This window comes from Pantoea sp. AG1095, assembly GCF_003208415.1.
GTDB lineage: Bacteria > Pseudomonadota > Gammaproteobacteria > Enterobacterales > Enterobacteriaceae > Pantoea > Pantoea leporis.
Genome location: NZ_QKMJ01000016.1, coordinates 37,736 through 55,328, shown reverse-complemented (window position 1 = coordinate 55,328; position 17,593 = coordinate 37,736). Strand labels below are relative to the sequence as shown.

At 52.0% G+C, this 17,593-nt stretch carries 15 protein-coding genes and 5 tRNA genes; 2 read left to right on the top strand and 18 right to left on the bottom strand.

Features of this window, described 5'->3' with window-relative positions:
* Window positions 1-22: 22 nt before the first annotated feature.
* From DEU53_RS21770 to tam, 13 genes are all read right to left on the bottom strand, one after another.
* Window positions 23-451, bottom strand: a complete 429-nt coding sequence (locus DEU53_RS21770) for a YqaA family protein (protein ID WP_110868327.1) — start codon at window positions 449-451, stop codon at window positions 23-25.
* Entirely contained in the window at window positions 448-1,014 is a 567-nt protein-coding gene (gene yqaB, locus DEU53_RS21765; protein WP_008108985.1) for a fructose-1-phosphate/6-phosphogluconate phosphatase, read from the bottom strand. Before yqaB ends, DEU53_RS21770 begins: the two co-directional genes overlap by 4 nt.
* A gap of 241 nt (window positions 1,015-1,255) precedes the next feature.
* Window positions 1,256-1,332 (bottom strand) — tRNA-Arg (locus DEU53_RS21760).
* Between the two features lie 44 nt (window positions 1,333-1,376).
* Window positions 1,377-1,453, bottom strand: a tRNA-Arg gene (locus tag DEU53_RS21755).
* Window positions 1,454-1,508: 55 nt separating this feature from the next.
* A tRNA-Arg gene (locus DEU53_RS21750) sits at window positions 1,509-1,585 on the bottom strand.
* 85 nt (window positions 1,586-1,670) lie between these two features.
* Window positions 1,671-1,747, bottom strand: a tRNA-Arg gene (locus tag DEU53_RS21745).
* An 8-nt stretch (window positions 1,748-1,755) separates the two neighbouring features.
* Window positions 1,756-1,848 (bottom strand) — tRNA-Ser (locus tag DEU53_RS21740).
* Between the two features lie 305 nt (window positions 1,849-2,153).
* Window positions 2,154-2,339, bottom strand: a complete 186-nt coding sequence (csrA, locus tag DEU53_RS21735) for a carbon storage regulator CsrA (RefSeq protein ID WP_008104508.1) — start codon at window positions 2,337-2,339, stop codon at window positions 2,154-2,156.
* Window positions 2,340-2,588: 249 nt separating this feature from the next.
* The gene (gene alaS, locus DEU53_RS21730) at window positions 2,589-5,216 is read right to left on the bottom strand and encodes an alanine--tRNA ligase (RefSeq protein WP_110868326.1); all 2,628 of its coding nucleotides are present in this window, start codon (window positions 5,214-5,216) and stop codon (window positions 2,589-2,591) included.
* 135 nt (window positions 5,217-5,351) lie between these two features.
* Window positions 5,352-5,867: a regulatory protein RecX gene (locus DEU53_RS21725; RefSeq protein WP_199559733.1), complete on the bottom strand. Its 516-nt coding sequence runs from the start codon at window positions 5,865-5,867 to the stop codon at window positions 5,352-5,354.
* 115 nt (window positions 5,868-5,982) lie between these two features.
* A complete protein-coding gene (gene recA / locus DEU53_RS21720) occupies window positions 5,983-7,053 on the bottom strand; it encodes a recombinase RecA (RefSeq protein ID WP_101762617.1) in 1,071 nt (356 codons plus the stop codon).
* Window positions 7,054-7,146: 93 nt separating this feature from the next.
* Window positions 7,147-7,641 (bottom strand): nicotinamide-nucleotide amidase, encoded by a 495-nt coding sequence (pncC, locus tag DEU53_RS21715; protein WP_110868324.1) that lies wholly within the window; start codon window positions 7,639-7,641, stop codon window positions 7,147-7,149.
* A gap of 102 nt (window positions 7,642-7,743) precedes the next feature.
* Window positions 7,744-8,520, bottom strand: a complete 777-nt coding sequence (gene tam, locus DEU53_RS21710; protein WP_110868323.1) for a trans-aconitate 2-methyltransferase — start codon at window positions 8,518-8,520, stop codon at window positions 7,744-7,746.
* Window positions 8,521-8,686: 166 nt separating this feature from the next.
* Here tam and DEU53_RS21705 point away from each other — a divergent pair, with 166 nt between their 5' ends.
* The gene (locus DEU53_RS21705) at window positions 8,687-9,574 is read left to right on the top strand and encodes a dihydrodipicolinate synthase family protein (protein ID WP_110868322.1); all 888 of its coding nucleotides are present in this window, start codon (window positions 8,687-8,689) and stop codon (window positions 9,572-9,574) included.
* A gap of 32 nt (window positions 9,575-9,606) precedes the next feature.
* Here DEU53_RS21705 and DEU53_RS21700 read toward each other — a convergent pair whose 3' ends face one another.
* Window positions 9,607-9,942 (bottom strand): zinc ribbon domain-containing protein YjdM, encoded by a 336-nt coding sequence (locus DEU53_RS21700; protein WP_110868321.1) that lies wholly within the window; start codon window positions 9,940-9,942, stop codon window positions 9,607-9,609.
* 85 nt (window positions 9,943-10,027) lie between these two features.
* Window positions 10,028-11,110 carry a lytic murein transglycosylase B gene (gene mltB, locus DEU53_RS21695; protein ID WP_101762612.1) on the bottom strand — a complete coding sequence of 361 codons (1,083 nt, stop codon included), beginning with the start codon at window positions 11,108-11,110 and terminating at the stop codon, window positions 10,028-10,030.
* A gap of 366 nt (window positions 11,111-11,476) precedes the next feature.
* Between mltB and mutS the strand changes: the two genes are divergently transcribed.
* Entirely contained in the window at window positions 11,477-14,020 is a 2,544-nt protein-coding gene (gene mutS / locus DEU53_RS21690) for a DNA mismatch repair protein MutS (protein WP_110868320.1), read from the top strand.
* A 108-nt stretch (window positions 14,021-14,128) separates the two neighbouring features.
* Here the strand turns inward: mutS and DEU53_RS21685 are convergent, their stop codons facing one another.
* The 3 genes from DEU53_RS21685 to rpoS all read right to left on the bottom strand — a co-directional run bounded on the left by DEU53_RS21685 (window position 14,129) and on the right by rpoS (window position 17,578).
* Window positions 14,129-14,875, bottom strand: coding sequence for a GolD/DthD family dehydrogenase (locus DEU53_RS21685; protein WP_101762610.1), 747 nt, complete (start codon window positions 14,873-14,875; stop codon window positions 14,129-14,131).
* A gap of 26 nt (window positions 14,876-14,901) precedes the next feature.
* Complete coding sequence (locus DEU53_RS21680) at window positions 14,902-16,155, bottom strand: MFS transporter (protein WP_255421824.1); 1,254 nt, start codon at window positions 16,153-16,155, stop codon at window positions 14,902-14,904.
* Window positions 16,156-16,579: 424 nt separating this feature from the next.
* On the bottom strand, window positions 16,580-17,578 hold the full coding sequence (rpoS, locus tag DEU53_RS21675) for an RNA polymerase sigma factor RpoS (protein ID WP_007893257.1): 999 nt from the start codon (window positions 17,576-17,578) through the stop codon (window positions 16,580-16,582).
* Window positions 17,579-17,593: the final 15 nt, after the last annotated feature.

Below are 17,593 nucleotides of genomic sequence, written 5' to 3'. Positions count from 1 at the left end.
CGTAGCCTCGAATCTGTGCGAATCAATGCCACCATTGCATTGTTTGCAATGTGGCGGTCGCGATAACGATATAACGCAGCGTTTTACCCATGGCGAGGAACAGCACTGAAGGTAGCCAGGCAAAGCGCAACCAACCTGCGAGCACGCAGAGTAAGTCGCCCACTACCGGCAGCCAGCTAAAAATCAGTGCTGCAGGTCCTAATCGGTGTAACCACGTCATTGCTGTGTCGTGCCATCGCCCTTGCCCTGATGGCGGCATCAGGCGACCAAGAAGAATGTTGGTCAGGCCACCCAGCGTGTTTCCCACTGATGCAGCCAATAACAATCCATAAACCGAACCTTTTTGGGCGATCAGCAGTGCAACCAGCACCGCTTCCGAGCTTCCCGGTAACAGAGTCGCGCTAAGAAAGCTGCTGCCGAATAACGATCCATAGGTCAGAAATTCATTCACAGTAAACGGACATCAACCACGTCCATGCCTGCTGCTTTGGCGGCTTGTACGCCGAAGTCAGCATCCTCAAACACTACACAGCGCTCGGGTGCGATACCCATTAATTCAGCGCAGCGTAAAAAGGTATCCGGCTGCGGCTTATGACGCTGTACGTCATCCGCTCCGACCACCGCATCAAACAGGTGGTAAACACCTAACTCTTCGAGTAAGGCTTTTGCCAGGCTGTGTTCACTGCCGGTGCCCACCGCCATCGGACGGCGACCATGATAAGCCTTTACCACGTCCATCAACGGCAGCGGACGCACGTCATCCAGCAACATCGCTTTCAGTGCAGCGGTTTTTTCCGCCGCCAGCAGATGCGGATCGTGCGTTGCATTGTTCTGCTCAAGAATGAACTGCGCCAGTTGCCAGGTTGGAGCGCCATTGAAGCCCACCATTTTTTCTTCATCCATGGTGAAACCATAGCGGCCAAGCACCTGCTGCCAGGCTTTTCGATGTGTCGGCTCAGTATCCAGAATTGTGCCGTCCATATCGAAAATCAGGGCGTCATATTGGTCGTACATTGTCACTCCATCGAGCACCACAAAATGAGCCATTACTTTAGCGTAATGCGCTCAGGTTGTCGCCAGGCACGCTTAACCGCAAATGCTTTGAAAGCATTAGTTTTTTTCGTTTTCAGAAAAAGGTCAGAGTGCAATGCCGTGGATAAACGCCGGTAAATTCAGCGATTTTTTTACAAGTTGATTTGATTGCTGCAGGATTCGGAAACTGAGAGTCAAAAACAGAAAGGTATCGAAGAAGAGATGGTGCATCCAGGAGGATTCGAACCTCCGACCGCTCGGTTCGTAGCCGAGTACTCTATCCAGCTGAGCTATGGATGCATTGAGTTACTGCTGAAATAAATTTTGAAAAGTTTGAAGAGGAATGGTGCATCCAGGAGGATTCGAACCTCCGACCGCTCGGTTCGTAGCCGAGTACTCTATCCAGCTGAGCTATGGATGCATTGAGGTTTTCTTACGATGGACTAACTGAAACAACCTGAGGATGATACGAAGAATGGTGCATCCAGGAGGATTCGAACCTCCGACCGCTCGGTTCGTAGCCGAGTACTCTATCCAGCTGAGCTATGGATGCATCGAGTTAATTCTTGTACAACGCAGGGTGCTAACAACTCACCATGAAAGGAACTGCTCGTTCACTCTTACTTCACCTTTCCGAATGGTGCATCCAGGAGGATTCGAACCTCCGACCGCTCGGTTCGTAGCCGAGTACTCTATCCAGCTGAGCTATGGATGCATCGGAAATGGCGGTGAGGCGGGGATTCGAACCCCGGATGCAGCTTTTGACCGCATACTCCCTTAGCAGGGGAGCGCCTTCAGCCTCTCGGCCACCTCACCTTACGCGTTCTTCCGAACCGTGCTTCTGAACTTGTTTCTGCTCATCGGCACTGCGTGGCGCACATATTACTTTCCCGGACTTATAAGTCAAACATTTATTTCCAGCCTTTTGTTTGATTGCACAAATGACACTCAATTCGGATGCTTTAGCGACAAAAAGAGTGATTTATCAACAAAGAAAGCCTGCTGGAGAACAGAAATGGGCGTTAAAGAGAATTGGTAATAGAGAGCGAAAAGCGGAAGATGTGTGGGGCTGGAGAGGAAAAACCGGTAGCGCCTCGCTCATGAGCGAGGCGCTGAATCCGTTAGTAACTCGAGGCTTGAGTTTTTTCGGCTTGAATACGCTGATAGATCTCTTCGCGATGTACCGAAACTTCTTTAGGCGCGTTAACCCCAATGCGGACCTGGTTACCTTTTACACCCAGCACCGTTACAGTCACCTCATCGCCAATCATGAGGGTTTCACCAACTCGACGAGTTAGAATAAGCATTCTTTGCTCCTTGAAAGATTAAAAGAGTCGGGCTTGTTCGGTCTCCCGGCCGTATCCATCATATAACGCTGAACAATGCCTATGACAAATACACCATTGTGCTTCGCCATGCCAATACATTCTGCTGATAGTTAGTTTAGCCGAAATACACTACATCAACCGGACTTTGTCATTACCTGGTGTGCACCGCGTTAAAAAAGCGCCAGAAAACGGGCTTCTGGCGCTTATCACAATGCGAAGTTTTATACGTTACAGTCGGTTACTGACCCATTCCTGCACGCCTGCCAGCGCACCCGCTAGCGCCTGCGGATTTGTACCGCCGGCCTGAGCCATATCTGGGCGACCACCGCCTTTACCACCAACCTGAGAGGCCAGTTCGCCAATCAGCTCGCCGGCTTTTACACGGTCAGTAAGATCTTTGGTCACGCCAGCAATCAGTGAAACTTTGCCATCATCAACCGTTGCCAGCACGATAATGGCAGACGTTAACTGGTTCTTCAGATCATCAACCATGGTACGCAACATTTTCGGCTCAACGTTGCTCAGTTCACTGACCAGCAACTTCGTGCCTTTAACGTCAATCGCCTTACTGCTCAGTGACGCGCTTTCCTGCGCAGCTTGCTGATCGCGCAGTTGCTGCAACTCTTTTTCCAGCGCGCGGACGTGATCAACTAAGCCGCGCACTTTCTCATTCAGGTTACTGCTATTGGCTTTCACCAATTGCGCCACATCCAGCAACTGTTGGCTCTGCGCATTCACTTGTGCCAACGCACCTTCGCCGGTTACAGCTTCAATGCGGCGTACACCTGCAGCAGTACCCGATTCAGACTGAATGCGGAACAGGCCGATATCACCGGTACGCAGCGCGTGAATACCACCACAGAGTTCGGTAGAGAAATCGCCCATGGTCAGCACACGTACGCGCTGATCGTATTTCTCACCAAACAGCGCCATTGCGCCCTTCTGTTTTGCATCATCGAGATCCATGATTTCGGTCTCAACGACAAGGTTGCGGCGAATCTGCGCGTTAACAATATCCTCAACCTGACGGATTTCCTGCGGTTTCATGGCTTCAAAATGAGAGAAGTCGAAACGCAGATATTTATCGTTAACCAGCGAGCCTTTTTGTCCTACGTGATCACCCAACACCTGACGCAGTGCTGCATGCAGTAAGTGCGTGGCGGAGTGATTCAAACGGATGCGCGCGCGACGCGTTTCATCAACCTGCGCATGCAAACGGTCACCAACGCGTAACTGACCGCTGCTCAGCTTACCGATATGACCAATCGCTTTACCATACTTCTGCGTATCCTGAACGCTAAATTCAGCATTCTGCCCAGCCAACACGCCGGTATCGCCAACCTGTCCACCTGACTCGCCGTAGAACGGCGTTTCGTCCAGTACGACCACCGCGTCCTGACCCGCGCTGATCTGCTCAACTTGCTGACCGTCGACGAACAGTGCTTCGACTGTCGCGTTCAGTTCCAGATGGTCATAGCCTTTAAAGTCGGTTGCGGCATCAATGCGAATGACATTGTTATAGTCGGCACCAAAACCGCTGGCTTCACGCGCACGCTGACGCTGCTGCTCCATCGCGGCTTCAAAACCCGCTTCATCAATCTTCAGATTGCGCTCACGGCACACGTCAGCGGTCAAATCCGCCGGGAAACCGAAGGTATCGTACAGACGGAACACCGTTTCGCCATCAAGCGTATCGCCCTGCAGTTTGGCCAGTTCTTCATCCAGCAGTGCAAGTCCACGCTCCAGCGTTTTAGCAAATTGCTCTTCTTCGTTCTTCAGCGCGTTTTCAACATGCTTCTGCTGACGTTTCAGGTCTTCGCCTGCAGCTCCCATCACTTCAATCAGTGGCGCAACCAGCTTGTAGAAGAAGGCTTCTTTCGCACCCAGCATATTGCCGTGACGTACCGCGCGACGAATAATGCGACGCAACACATAGCCGCGGTTTTCATTCGATGGGATTACGCCATCGGCGATCAGGAAGGCACAAGAGCGAATATGGTCAGCGATAACGCGCAGCGACTTGTTATCCAGATCGGTTGCACCAGTTACCTGCGCAACTGATTTGATCAGTTTGGCAAACAGATCGATTTCATAGTTGGAGTTAACGTGCTGCAACACGGCAGCAATACGCTCCAGACCCATGCCGGTATCCACTGACGGTTTAGGCAGCGGCTCCATGGTGCCGTCGGCCTGACGGTTGAACTGCATGAAGACGATGTTCCAGATCTCGATGTAACGATCGCCATCTTCTTCCGGGCTGCCCGGTGGGCCGCCCCAGATATGATCGCCGTGATCGAAGAAAATTTCGGTACATGGACCGCAAGGTCCGGTGTCGCCCATCTGCCAGAAGTTGTCTGATGCGAAAGCGCTGCCTTTGTTGTCACCGATACGGATAATGCGCTCGCGCGGCACACCAATATCGTTAGCCCAGATTTCGAAGGCTTCATCGTCTGTTTCATAGACGGTCACCCACAGGCGCTCTTTAGGCAGCTTGAACCACTGCTCACCCGTCAGCAGTTCCCATGCATAAGCGATCGCTTCTTTCTTGAAGTAATCACCAAAGCTGAAGTTGCCCAACATTTCAAAGAAGGTGTGGTGACGTGCCGTGTAGCCCACGTTTTCGAGGTCGTTATGCTTGCCGCCGGCACGCACACAGCGCTGCGACGTCGTTGCACGCGCATAGTCGCGCTTATCCTGACCGAGGAAAACGTCTTTAAACTGGACCATCCCGGCATTGGTAAACAGCAAAGTCGGGTCGTTGTTCGGTACGAGGGAGCTGCTGGCTACAACCTGATGTCCCTTGCTATGAAAAAAGTCGAGAAACGCTTGACGGATCTCAGCAGTGCTCTTGCTCATAAAATTCCTGGAATCACGCTAACGAACGTTCCCTTTCGCTGGCAAACCCTATCCATCCGGCCTGCCGCTGACTGAGGAACAAAAAGTGGGAATAAGATAAATTTTCTTCAGTGGGAAGTAAAATCACATCGCCTTTCAGTCGTCACTATTTCTGAAAACAGCCTGAATATCTTCCATCATAAAGCCTTTCGACATTAAAAAACGCTGTACCTTGCTTTTCTCAGTCCAGGTTTGCGGTAAGGGTTCGCCAAATTTGCGTTTGGCAAGTTCGGCTGCGCACTGGCTCCAGTCCACTTCGGTATCGAACAGCGCCTGATTGATCTCATCGCGGCCAATGCCTTTTTGCTGCAACTCTATCCGCACGCGCTGTGGGCCATATCCCTTACGCGCACGGCTCTGAATAAAGCGTTCGGTAAAGCGCTCATCGTTGAGCCAACCGCTCTCCTGACACCAGTCGAGCACTTTTTCCAGTAACTCGTCGGGAATGGGCGTGTTTTCCTGCTGCTGCAGATAAGCCGCACGTTGGGAAGAGAGCTGCAATTTACGCTTCAGCTCTTCACGGCTATGGTCGCGCTGCGAAAGGATGCGCATAGCGCGGTCGAGTAAACGGGAATATGTTGGCACCGGTGCCGCAGATGGTGATGATGACATAGGATCAACCTTGTTCTAACAGTCGTGCAGGGTCGCAGAGTAAAGCAAGAAGGCAGAGAGGAAAAGCGCTGGCGGGGAAAAGCAAAACGGGAGCATTTCTGCTCCCGTTAATATTTTAGAAATCTTCGTTTGTTTCGCTGGCTTCTTCGCGATCATCCGCGGAGATTTTCGCGGTGTCTGCGGCAGCGACATCACCGCTTAGCAGTAAGTCACGCAGCTTCTTGTCGATTTCATTCGCAATCGCCGGGTTCTCTTTAAGGAAGTTGGTGGAGTTAGCTTTACCCTGACCAATCTTCTCACCGTTGTAGCTGTACCACGCGCCGGCTTTCTCAACCAGTTTGTGCTTCACGCCAAGATCCACCAGCTCGCCAAAGGTGTTGATACCTTCTCCGTACATGATTTGGAATTCAGCCTGCTTAAACGGTGCCGCAACTTTGTTCTTCACGACTTTCACCCGGGTTTCGCTACCTACCACTTCGTCGCCCTCTTTAATCGCACCGATACGGCGGATATCCAGACGAACAGAAGCGTAGAATTTCAGTGCGTTACCGCCTGTTGTGGTTTCCGGGTTACCGAACATCACACCAATCTTCATACGAATCTGGTTGATGAAGATCAGCAGCGTGTTGGACTGCTTCAGGTTACCCGCCAGCTTACGCATTGCCTGGCTCATCATGCGAGCGGCCAGACCCATGTGCGAATCGCCAATCTCGCCTTCGATTTCCGCTTTCGGCGTCAGCGCCGCCACGGAGTCGACGATGATGACGTCAACTGCGCCTGAACGCGCCAGCGCATCACAAATCTCCAGCGCTTGCTCACCGGTATCCGGCTGTGAACACAGCAGGTTATCGATATCAACGCCCAGTTTTTTCGCGTACACCGGATCCAGTGCGTGCTCAGCATCGATAAAGGCACAGGTTTTACCTTTACGCTGTGCAGAAGCAATAACCTGCAGCGTCAGCGTGGTTTTACCCGAAGATTCTGGTCCGTAAATCTCAACGATACGGCCCATCGGCAAGCCACCCGCGCCCAGCGCGATATCCAGTGACAGTGAGCCGGTAGAGATGGTTTCGACATCCATTGAGCGGTCTTCACCCAAGCGCATGATGGAGCCTTTACCAAATTGCTTCTCAATCTGGCCCAGTGCGGCAGCTAAAGCCTTCTGTTTGTTCTCGTCGATCGCCATTTCCACTCCTAATCATGCTGGGTGAGTCGACATCAAGTATGTCGCTCGTTCTGTTGCCGCTAATTATACTGTATAGTCATACAGTATCAAGTTTTAATTTATCAGAAATTCATCAAGCAGCGTTTGCAGCGCCCAAGCCACTGACTGACGGCGTACCGCATCACGGTCGCCAGCAAAGATCTGGCGCTGCGCTAGTACGCGCCCCTCTGGACCCACAATCGCAAACCACACGGTGCCCACCGGTTTATCGGGCGTGCCACCTTCAGGACCGGCAATACCGCTTACGGCGATGGCGTATTCTGCCGCTGCCGCTTTAGCCGCACCGTTAGCCATCTCACGCACCGTCGGTTCACTTACGGCGCCATGCTGCTGCAGCGTTGTCTCCTGTACGCCGACCATCTGCTGCTTAGCTTCATTGCTGTAAGTGACGAAACCGCGCTCAAACCAGGTAGAGCTGCCGCTGATATCAGTAAATACTTTCGCAATCCAGCCGCCGGTGCAGGATTCTGCAGCAGTCACCGTGGCCTGACGTCTTTTTAGCTGTTCGCCAATGCGGTGGCTTAGCTGCTGTAACTGTTCATCGTTCATCGCCTTCTCCCGTTGTGGCGCTTCACGTTAGCAGTAAATGGTGCGCTGAAAAGCCCTTTTCAACCTTCAGCCATCATTTCTGCGCAGTGGCTTCCAGATACCTTAGCCAGTTTTCACTGCAACCATAAACAGACGCGGGAAGGCTAACAAAACCTGGCCGTTACTGCGTGCGGGGTAAGCCGGAATGAGGGCCTGATGATAATTATGAAGAAATGCTGCCTGCTGCGTTTCATCCAGCCCCGCGAGGAAAGGACGCAGCCCGGTGGCACGCAACCAGGTAATGATGCCCTGCGCATCTGCCATCGGGTGATAATAAGTAGTGCGCCAGACATCAACCTGGCAACCCGCATCGGTCAGCAGATCGTAATAGCGATCGGTGGTTAGCAGGCGTTTGCGATCCGCCGCTTGTGGCGAAATCAGCGCCTGCCATTTTTCATTCGCCGCCACTTCACGCATCAAACGGTGCGATGGTTCTTCAAGATTATCCGGCATCTGAATTGCTAGCGCGCCACCGATGGCCAATTGATCAACCAGATGCGGCAGCAAGGTGTGATGCTCGGTCAACCACTGCAGCGAGGCGTTGGCATAGATAACCTGCTGCGGCTGTTCAGCCTGCCAGCGACGAATATCGGCCTGCAGGAAATGGCAGCTGGGGAGACGTTCGCGCGCCTGCTCTAACATTGCCGCAGAACTGTCAATGCCGGTTATCTGCGCCTCCGGCCAGGCTTGTGCCAGTAGCTCGGTGCTGTTGCCGGGTCCGCAACCAAGATCAGTGGCAAAGCGCACATCATCGAGCGGAATGCGATCCAATAGCTCGCGCGCCGGGCGGGTTCGCTCTGATTCGAATTGGCGATACAGTTGTGGATTCCAGTCTTGCATGGCAGTGCTCCTGTCTTGGCTGAGGGGTTAAACACTACCTGCTTTTCATGCTTTCATAGAAAGAGAAAAGTGCGATATCTCACCTTTTTGCCCTCGTTAGCTGGTTAGCCTGCGCAGATAGCATTAAGTTAAAACGACGTTTCATTTTCCAAGCAAGGAGCTTGATATGTCTGCACAACCCGCATTGCCCGGCGTATGGTGTCCGTCAGTAACGCCCTTTGATAGCAACAATAATCTCGATATTGATGCGCTTGGCCGCCATTTTTCTCGCCTGAGCCAATCAGGCATTGATACCTTGCTGCTGATGGGCAGTATTGGCGAATTTGCCTCGCTCTCGCAGCAGGAGCGCCTGTTACTGATCCGCGAGGCGCGTCAACTCTCGCCCCTGACCATGGTGGCAAATGTCTCCAGCACCTGTATTGCGGACATGCTGCAACTGGCAGATGCGGCCTGGCAGAACGGATTTGATGCTGTAATGGTGCTGCCTCCTTACTATTACGGGCAGACACATAAACAGCTGCTGCGCTATTTCAAAGCGCTGGATACACAGCTGGGCGGCAAGTGGTTCGCCTACAATTTCCCCGCACGCACCGGCTGTGATTTAACGCCTGCGTTGGTCGCAGAACTGGCGGCAGAGCTGCCCAACTTTATTGGCATCAAAGACACCATGGATTGCTTGTCGCACAACCGCGCAATGATTGAAGAAACGAAGCAGGTGCGCAGCGATTTCACCGTGCTTTCCGGCTATGACGAATATCTGTTGCCCAATCTACTGGCTGGCGGTTCAGGTGTGATTTCCGGCTTGAACAATATTGTACCGGAGCTATTTGCCCGTGCGATGCAGGCCTGGCGGGCGGGCGATGTAGCGCAGCTCAGTGAGATTCAACAACGTATTGGTAAACTGATGGCGATTTACACTATCGGCGATGATTTTGTTACCACCATAAAAACGGCTGTTGCACGTCGATTTGATTCAATGCGCAGCGACTCGCGCAATTATGGTGGCGAGCTAACAGCGGAACAGTGCGAGGAAGTGGATCGTTTACTGAGTTGAAACAAACAGGACGGCGCAAAGCCGTCCCATAATTAGTTCTTTTTGACGAACTCAGATTTGAGTTTCATCTGGCCAAAACCATCAATTTTGCAATCAATGTTGTGATCGCCTTCGACCAGGCGAATGCTTTTGACTTTGGTACCAATTTTCAGCGTCGAAGAGCTGCCTTTAACCTTAAGATCTTTAACGACAGTGACGCTGTCGCCATCGGCTAACAGGTTGCCGTTGGCATCGCGTACCACCATACCGTCCGATGCATCATCGGCGTTTGCCGTCCAGATATGGCCGCAAGATGGGCAATTCAGGTTCTCGCCATCTTGCCAGGTGTAATCGGCGTGGCAGACAGGACAGGCAGGTAAGGTACTCATAAGCGCTCCTCAGAAGTCGGATGCGGTGAAGATGGCACCGCAAATGGGGCGCCATCTTATACCCTCACACTTTATATGGACAGCATTAAAACAGGCTGCCCTGACGTGCTTTAGCCACGGCTTCACCCAACTGCCACACCGCCATTGCATAGTGGGTGCTGTGGTTATAGCGCGTAATGGCATAGAAGTTGGGCAGACCATACCAATATTGATAGCTGGTGCCGAGATCCAAACGCAGCAAACTGACCTGAGTATTGCCGTCCAGCGATCCCTGCGGCGTTAACCCACTCGCGGCTAAGGTGCTGACCGGGTACTTGGTTTTAAAGCCATTCTCCAATGCCGGAGCCTGCCCGCTGGCTGGCACCGCAACGTTCTCGCCCGCACGCCAGCCATGTTCTTTAAAGTAGTTGGCTACGCTGCCAATCGCATCAACCGGATCCCAAAGGTTGATATGACCATCGCCATTAAAATCGACTGCGTATTGCTTATAAGAGGATGGCATGAACTGTCCATAACCCATCGCACCGGCAAAGGAGCCGCGCAGATCCAGCGGATCGTCTTGCTCTGTTCGCGCCATCAGCAGGAAGGTCTCCAACTCACCGCTGAAGTAAGCTGCACGACGCGGATAGCTAAATGACAAGGTTGCCAGCGCATCCAGCAAGCGCGTTTTGCCCATTACCCTGCCCCAGCGCGTCTCAACGCCGATAATGCCAACAATGATTTCCGGCGGCACGCCGTAAACCTGCTGCGCACGCTGTAGCGCATCCTGATACTGATTCCAGAATGCCACGCCGTTCTGCACGTTATCCGGCGTAATAAACTTGTTGCGATAGCGAATCCACGCGCCATTCGGTCCGGTTGGCGGCGTATAGCTCGGGGCTTGCTGATCCATCAAACGCAGCACGTAATCCAGACGCTTCGCCTGGCCGATAACCGCATGCAATTGCTCACGGTTAAAACCGTGTTTTGCCACCATTTGATCAATGAACTGTTCAGCGGCGGGGTTACCCGCAAAATCGCCAAACATCGGTTGAACCGCGTGCGAAGGTTCCAGCAAAAAGCCGCCTTTCGGTGCAGGCACAACGGCGGGCTGCTGATGGGATGCAGGCTTACTGCTGCAGGCAGCAAGCAGAGTAATAAGCGGAAGAAGAGCAACCTTAAAACGCATTGGATATCCATAAGCCAGGTGAAACCGGAAGCACTCATGGTAATCGTTCATCGGGGTGACATACAGAGCAATATCTTAAAATTTAGCCGTTTCCCGCCCGTTTCAGCCGGTTGCAACGCGAATTTGCGAAACCGCTCCACACTTTACCTTTTTCATTAAATTTTGCTTTTTACCGTTTGCGGCAATTTGTTATGGTCGGCAGCCATAAAGCCCTGCTAGCGGATGAAGGTTACGCGGCAAAAATGGTAATATCCCGCTTTCGTTATCCGCCCAAGTGATAACGACACTTCCGGGCTGCATTGACCCAGCCTCAGGTAATTAAAAGAATGAATGTTGAGTGAGAATGAGATGAAAGGAGCAGAGCAAATGGACTTTAGTGGCCATACGCCGATGATGCAGCAATACCTGCGCCTGAAGGCCGATCATCCTGACATCCTGCTGTTTTATCGCATGGGCGATTTTTACGAGCTGTTTTACGATGACGCGAAACGCGCCTCGCAACTGCTGGAAATCTCTCTGACTAAACGCGGCGCCTCTGCTGGGGAACCGATTCCGATGGCGGGCGTGCCTTACCATGCGGTTGAAGGCTATCTGGCGAAACTGGTCCAGCTCGGCGAATCGGTGGCGATCTGTGAGCAGATTGGCGACCCAGCCTTGAGCAAAGGCCCGGTTGAGCGAAAAGTGGTGCGCATCGTTACACCCGGCACCATCAGCGATGAAGCGTTGCTGCAAGAGCGCCAGGATAACCTGCTCGCCGCCATCTTCCAGAGCCAGCGCGGTTTTGGTTATGCAACACTGGACATCAGTTCTGGTCGCTTCCGCCTGAGTGAACCCGGCGATCTGGAGACGATGGCAGCAGAACTGCAGCGCACCAATCCGGCTGAACTGCTCTATCCCGAAGATTTCCAGGCAATAACGTTGATCGATCAACGCCGTGGCCTGCGTCGCCGCCCGCTGTGGGAATATGAAATCGATACGGCGCGCCAGCAGCTCAATCTGCAATTTGGCACCCGCGATTTAAGTGGTTTTGGCGTTGAGCAGGCGCATCTGGCGCTACGCGCTGCAGGATGTCTGCTGCAATATGTTAAAGACACGCAACGCACGTCGTTACCGCATATTCGCTCGCTGAGCATGGAGCGTCAGCAGGATAGCGTGATCATGGATGCTGCTACGCGCCGCAACCTGGAAATAACGCAAAACCTGGCTGGCGGCATCGAGAACACACTGGCGGCGATACTGGATAAAACCGTCACTCCGATGGGCAGCCGTATGCTGAAACGCTGGCTGCATATGCCGCTGCGCGATGTCACTACCATTGCCCGGCGTCAGGAGTCTATCGCAGAACTGCAATCACTTAGTCAGGAGCTGCAGCCGGTGCTGCGCCAGGTGGGCGATCTGGAGCGTATTCTGGCGCGACTGGCACTGCGCACCGCGCGCCCACGCGATTTGGCACGTATGCGCCATGCCTTCCAGCAGTTGCCCGAGTTAAACCAACAACTCGAGGGCGTTGAGGCCACGCAGTTAATTAATCTGCGCTCTCAGATGGGCGAATTTACCGAACTGCGTGAGTTGCTGGAACAGGCGATCATTGAATCGCCGCCAGTGCTGGTGCGCGACGGTGGTGTGATCGCTCCGGGATACAACGCTGAACTCGACGAGTGGCGTGCGCTAGCCGATGGTGCCACCGATTATCTTGATCGTCTGGAAATCCGAGAGCGCGAGAAACTCGGGCTGGATACGCTGAAAGTCGGCTTTAACGCGATTCACGGCTACTACATTCAGGTCAGCCGTGGTCAAAGCCATCTGGTGCCGATTCATTACGTTCGCCGCCAGACGCTGAAGAATGCTGAACGCTATATCATTCCTGAACTAAAAGAGTATGAAGATAAGGTCCTGACGTCGAAGGGCAAAGCGCTGGCGCTGGAGAAAGGTCTCTATGATGAGCTGTTTGACCGCTTGCTACCGCATCTTGAAGCCCTGCAAATCAGTGCGGCTGCACTCTCTGAGCTGGACGTGCTAGCAAACCTGGCCGAACGTGCATGGACGCTGAATTATTGCCGCCCGGTGCTGCAAGAAAAAGCCGGCATCCGTATTACTGCAGGCCGCCATCCGGTGGTCGAGCAGGTATTGAAAGAGCCGTTTATCGCGAATCCGCTGTCACTCTCACCGCAGCGTCGCATGCTGATCATTACCGGCCCCAATATGGGTGGTAAAAGTACCTACATGCGCCAGACAGCGTTGATCGCGCTGATGGCGTGGATAGGCAGCTATGTGCCAGCAGAGGAGACCGTCATCGGCCCTATCGATCGCATTTTCACGCGCGTCGGGGCTGCTGATGATCTGGCTTCCGGACGCTCGACCTTTATGGTGGAGATGACGGAAACCGCCAACATTCTGCATAACGCTACCGAAAACAGTCTGGTACTGATGGATGAAATCGGGCGCGGCACCTCAACTTATGATGGTTTGTCGCTGGCATGGGCCTGCGCTGAAAGTTTGGCGAATCGCATTAAGGCCATGACGCTGTTTGCCACCCACTATTTCGAGCTGACCACGCTGCCGGAAAAAATGGAAGGTGTCGTGAATGTGCATCTGGATGCGGTCGAACACGGAGACACCATCGCCTTTATGCACAGCGTGCAGGATGGTGCTGCAAGCAAAAGTTATGGTCTCGCGGTGGCGGCGCTGGCGGGCGTGCCGAAGGAAGTGATTAAGCGCGCGCGTAACAAGCTGAAGGAGCTGGAAGCGTTATCTGGCAGCTCCGCCGCATCCACAGTGGAAGGTTCGCAAATGCAGTTGCTGGTGGCAGAAACCTCACCGGCGGTTGATGCGCTTGAGGCACTGGACCCAGACAGCTTAACGCCGAAGCAAGCGCTGGAATGGATCTATCGCTTGAAAACGCTGGTGTAGTTATTCGCCCGCCCAGAAGCAACGTTCTGTGCGGGCCATTTTTTCTTTCTTACAATTCCCTGGTGTTAAGCAATTTCAGCGGGCTCATACTAATCAACTCGCCCGGCTTTAAATCACACTATATCCCCCATCGATCACTAAATTCTCGCCATTGACCATTGCCGCTTCATTGCTGCTGAGATACAGCACCGTACTCGCGACTTCGTCAGGTGTGGCAAAACGTCGTGATGGGATTTTTGATTTCATCTGCTCCGCTCGCTCCCCATGCCAGTAACGCTTACCTAATTCCGTCTCAACCACCGTTGGTGAAATGGCATTAGCGGTAATACCAAACGGCCCCAACTCCGCTGCCAACACCCGCGTGAAAGACACCATACCTGATTTGCTGGTGCAATATGCCGCGTGCTCATTGAGTGCAATGACGCTGGCCTGTGAGGCGATGTTAATCAGGCGGCCAAAACCGTGTTCTTTCATATATCGAGCACAATGCTGAGCGAGGAAGAATGGCGCGGTCATGTTAATCAACATCGTGGTATTCCAGCTGGCGAGTTGCACTTCGCCCACGGATTCCAGCATGCCAATACCGGCGTTATTGACCAGGATGTCAATGCGGCCAAAATCATGGTGAATCTGCTCAACCAGTTCGCCAAGCGCTTCGACATTAGCCAGATCGAAAACGTAACCTCGCGCAGGGTTGTCCATCTTGCTGGCAACCGTTTTTACCTCTTCTGCGCGATCGATCATCGCCACTTGGGCACCCGCAGCACTTAAACAGCGGGCAATGGCGTAACCAATTCCCGATGCGGCGCCGGTGACGATGGCGACCTTATTTTGCAGTGAAAATGGTGTTGTCATGTTGTGGTCCTTTTCATTGAGGGTATTTATTCGGATTTGCTGGCCGTGGTCTTGGAAGGAGCGTTACGCTCTATTTTTGGTTGGGGATCACGAATAAAGAATGTCATGACGCCGCCAGCAAAATAGAGAACGGAGAAAGTAATAATCACGTGCTTGATTTCAAATGACAGGCCGAACATTAGTGCGGCAACCGCCGGACCAATTAGATTACCGAAACCACCACCCAGATTTTGCACCGAAACCGCAGCGCCTTTATGCTGCGGCGCCAGCATCGGGAAAATCGCCCCCATTGGCACAAAGGAGGTGAGCGTTAAGGCTAATAACAGCGCGCAGACAATGGCTAACGCCAGATTACCTGGGAAAAATGAGGGTAAAAAATAGAAAGCGGCAGTGGTAATCGTGCATCCGAAGAAACCAAACCAGCGCATTTGAAAAATCCAGCCAATACGATCGCCAATAATGCCCCAAAGCACATTGGTTAGTGGTTGAACCAGGAAAAATACGCCCCAGATAGTCGCCCACTCTTTAGTAGAAAATCCTAATTCACGGGTGAAATAGATCGGCATAAATACCGGCAGGCCAAATAATGCCACATTACATAAGATGCGTGTTATCAGGGCAAAGAACATACTGCGGTCTTCGAAGATCAAGGTTATTCCGCGCGATATTTCCCGCAATTTTTCTTTGCGACTGACGCCGTTACTATTTAGATTGTGTTCACTCTGAGTTTTAACCGTAAACAATATAATCACACCGCCCACCGCAGCAAACAGCAGTGAAAGCCAAAGCGTATTAATGAACCCAATTTCAGGCACCAGAAGGCCGGAGAGGAAGGAAGCGGTAATGCCATAACCAATGGTAAACATCGACCATATCCAGCCGGTTGCGGAGGCAAGTCGATGCTCAGGCGTGCGCTGCACTACTAATACATAGAATCCATAAAAGAACAGCGGATAAGCGAAGCCGCGCAACGTATAACTCACCAACATCCAGGTAAAGTTATTTTCACTTACGCCAAAATAAACAAATACGGCATGTAACACCATCCACCAAATAGCGCCGGTGAGCATAATTTTCTTCGGGCCATAAATTTCACTGACGGCACCGGAAAGCCAACTTGAAACTGCTGCCGTTAACGCATAAACGGTGAAAACTAATGAAACTTGTTTTTCTCCATAGCCGAGATCGTAGAGATATCGGGAGAGATGAGCCAGTTCGATGCCATCGCCGGTCATGAAGATGGCCATCGCAATATATCCCCATAGCAGAGATATTGGCATCCCAAAAACCACTCTGGAGTATTGTGACTTTGTACTGCTGCTTTGCACACACATTGTTCTTCTCACTCCCTTTTAGTTATTCATTGCTTGAATATCCTGGTGATACAGCGAGCAAGAAAATGGCATAGCACCGTGTTTAAAACTTTTATCAGAGTGACACGGAGAAAAGAAATAAGGCAAAATTGCAAAGAAAGTCGTGCGCAACATTACAAATTGCTAAATGAGAGCAAGATAAACTGAGCATTTATTAGATGTTTAATTAACATCTAATGGATTTAATTTACGTTTATCTATTTAGGTGAGAATTTAAGTGATATCTTTAAAAGATTTTACTTTGATGAATTAACAAGTGCTGTCTGTATATTTTAACCAATAAAAAAGCGGTGGTTTTCACCACCGCTTCTTGTATTAACCACGTATTCTGTTATTCACGAAACAGTGCTTCGATGTTCAAACCTTGCGTCTGCAGAATCTCACGCAGACGACGCAGTCCTTCCACCTGAATCTGACGTACGCGTTCACGGGTCAACCCGATTTCACGACCGACATCTTCAAGCGTTGCCGCTTCGTAGCCTAACAGGCCGAAACGACGCGCCAGCACTTCACGCTGCTTGGCATTCAGTTCAAACAACCACTTAACGATGCTCTGTTTCATATCATCGTCTTGCGTGGTGTCTTCCGGACCGTTGTCTTTCTCATCGGCCAGGATATCCAGCAGCGCTTTTTCGGAATCGCCACCCAAAGGTGTATCGACCGAGGTAATGCGCTCATTGAGACGCAGCATACGGCTCACGTCATCAACAGGCTTGTCTAGCTGCTCGGCAATCTCTTCAGCACTTGGCTCATGATCAAGCTTGTGCGAAAGTTCACGCGCGGTACGCAGGTAAACATTTAACTCTTTAACGATGTGGATTGGCAGACGGATGGTACGGGTTTGATTCATAATCGCCCGTTCAATTGTCTGACGAATCCACCACGTGGCGTAAGTTGAGAAACGGAACCCACGTTCTGGGTCAAACTTCTCTACGGCGCGAATCAAGCCGAGATTACCCTCTTCAATCAGATCCAGCAGCGCCAGACCACGATTGCTATAACGACGGGCAATCTTTACTACCAAGCGTAAGTTACTTTCAATCATGCGGCGGCGAGATGGAATGTCACCCCGCAGTGCACGGCGCGCAAAGAAGACTTCTTCTTCTGCCGTCAGCAGCGGTGAATAACCAATCTCTCCGAGGTAAAGCTGCGTCGCATCCAAAACGCGTTGCGTCGCACCCTGTGACAACAGCTCTTCTTCCGCTACGTCGTTGTTATCACCAGGTTCGTTCTCAACGAGAGCCTTCTCATCAAAAACCTCAGCTCCGTTGTTTTCCTCGAATTCCGCATCTTCATGTAAATCGTTAACTTTCAGCGTATTCTGGTTCATTAGCGGCTCCTACCC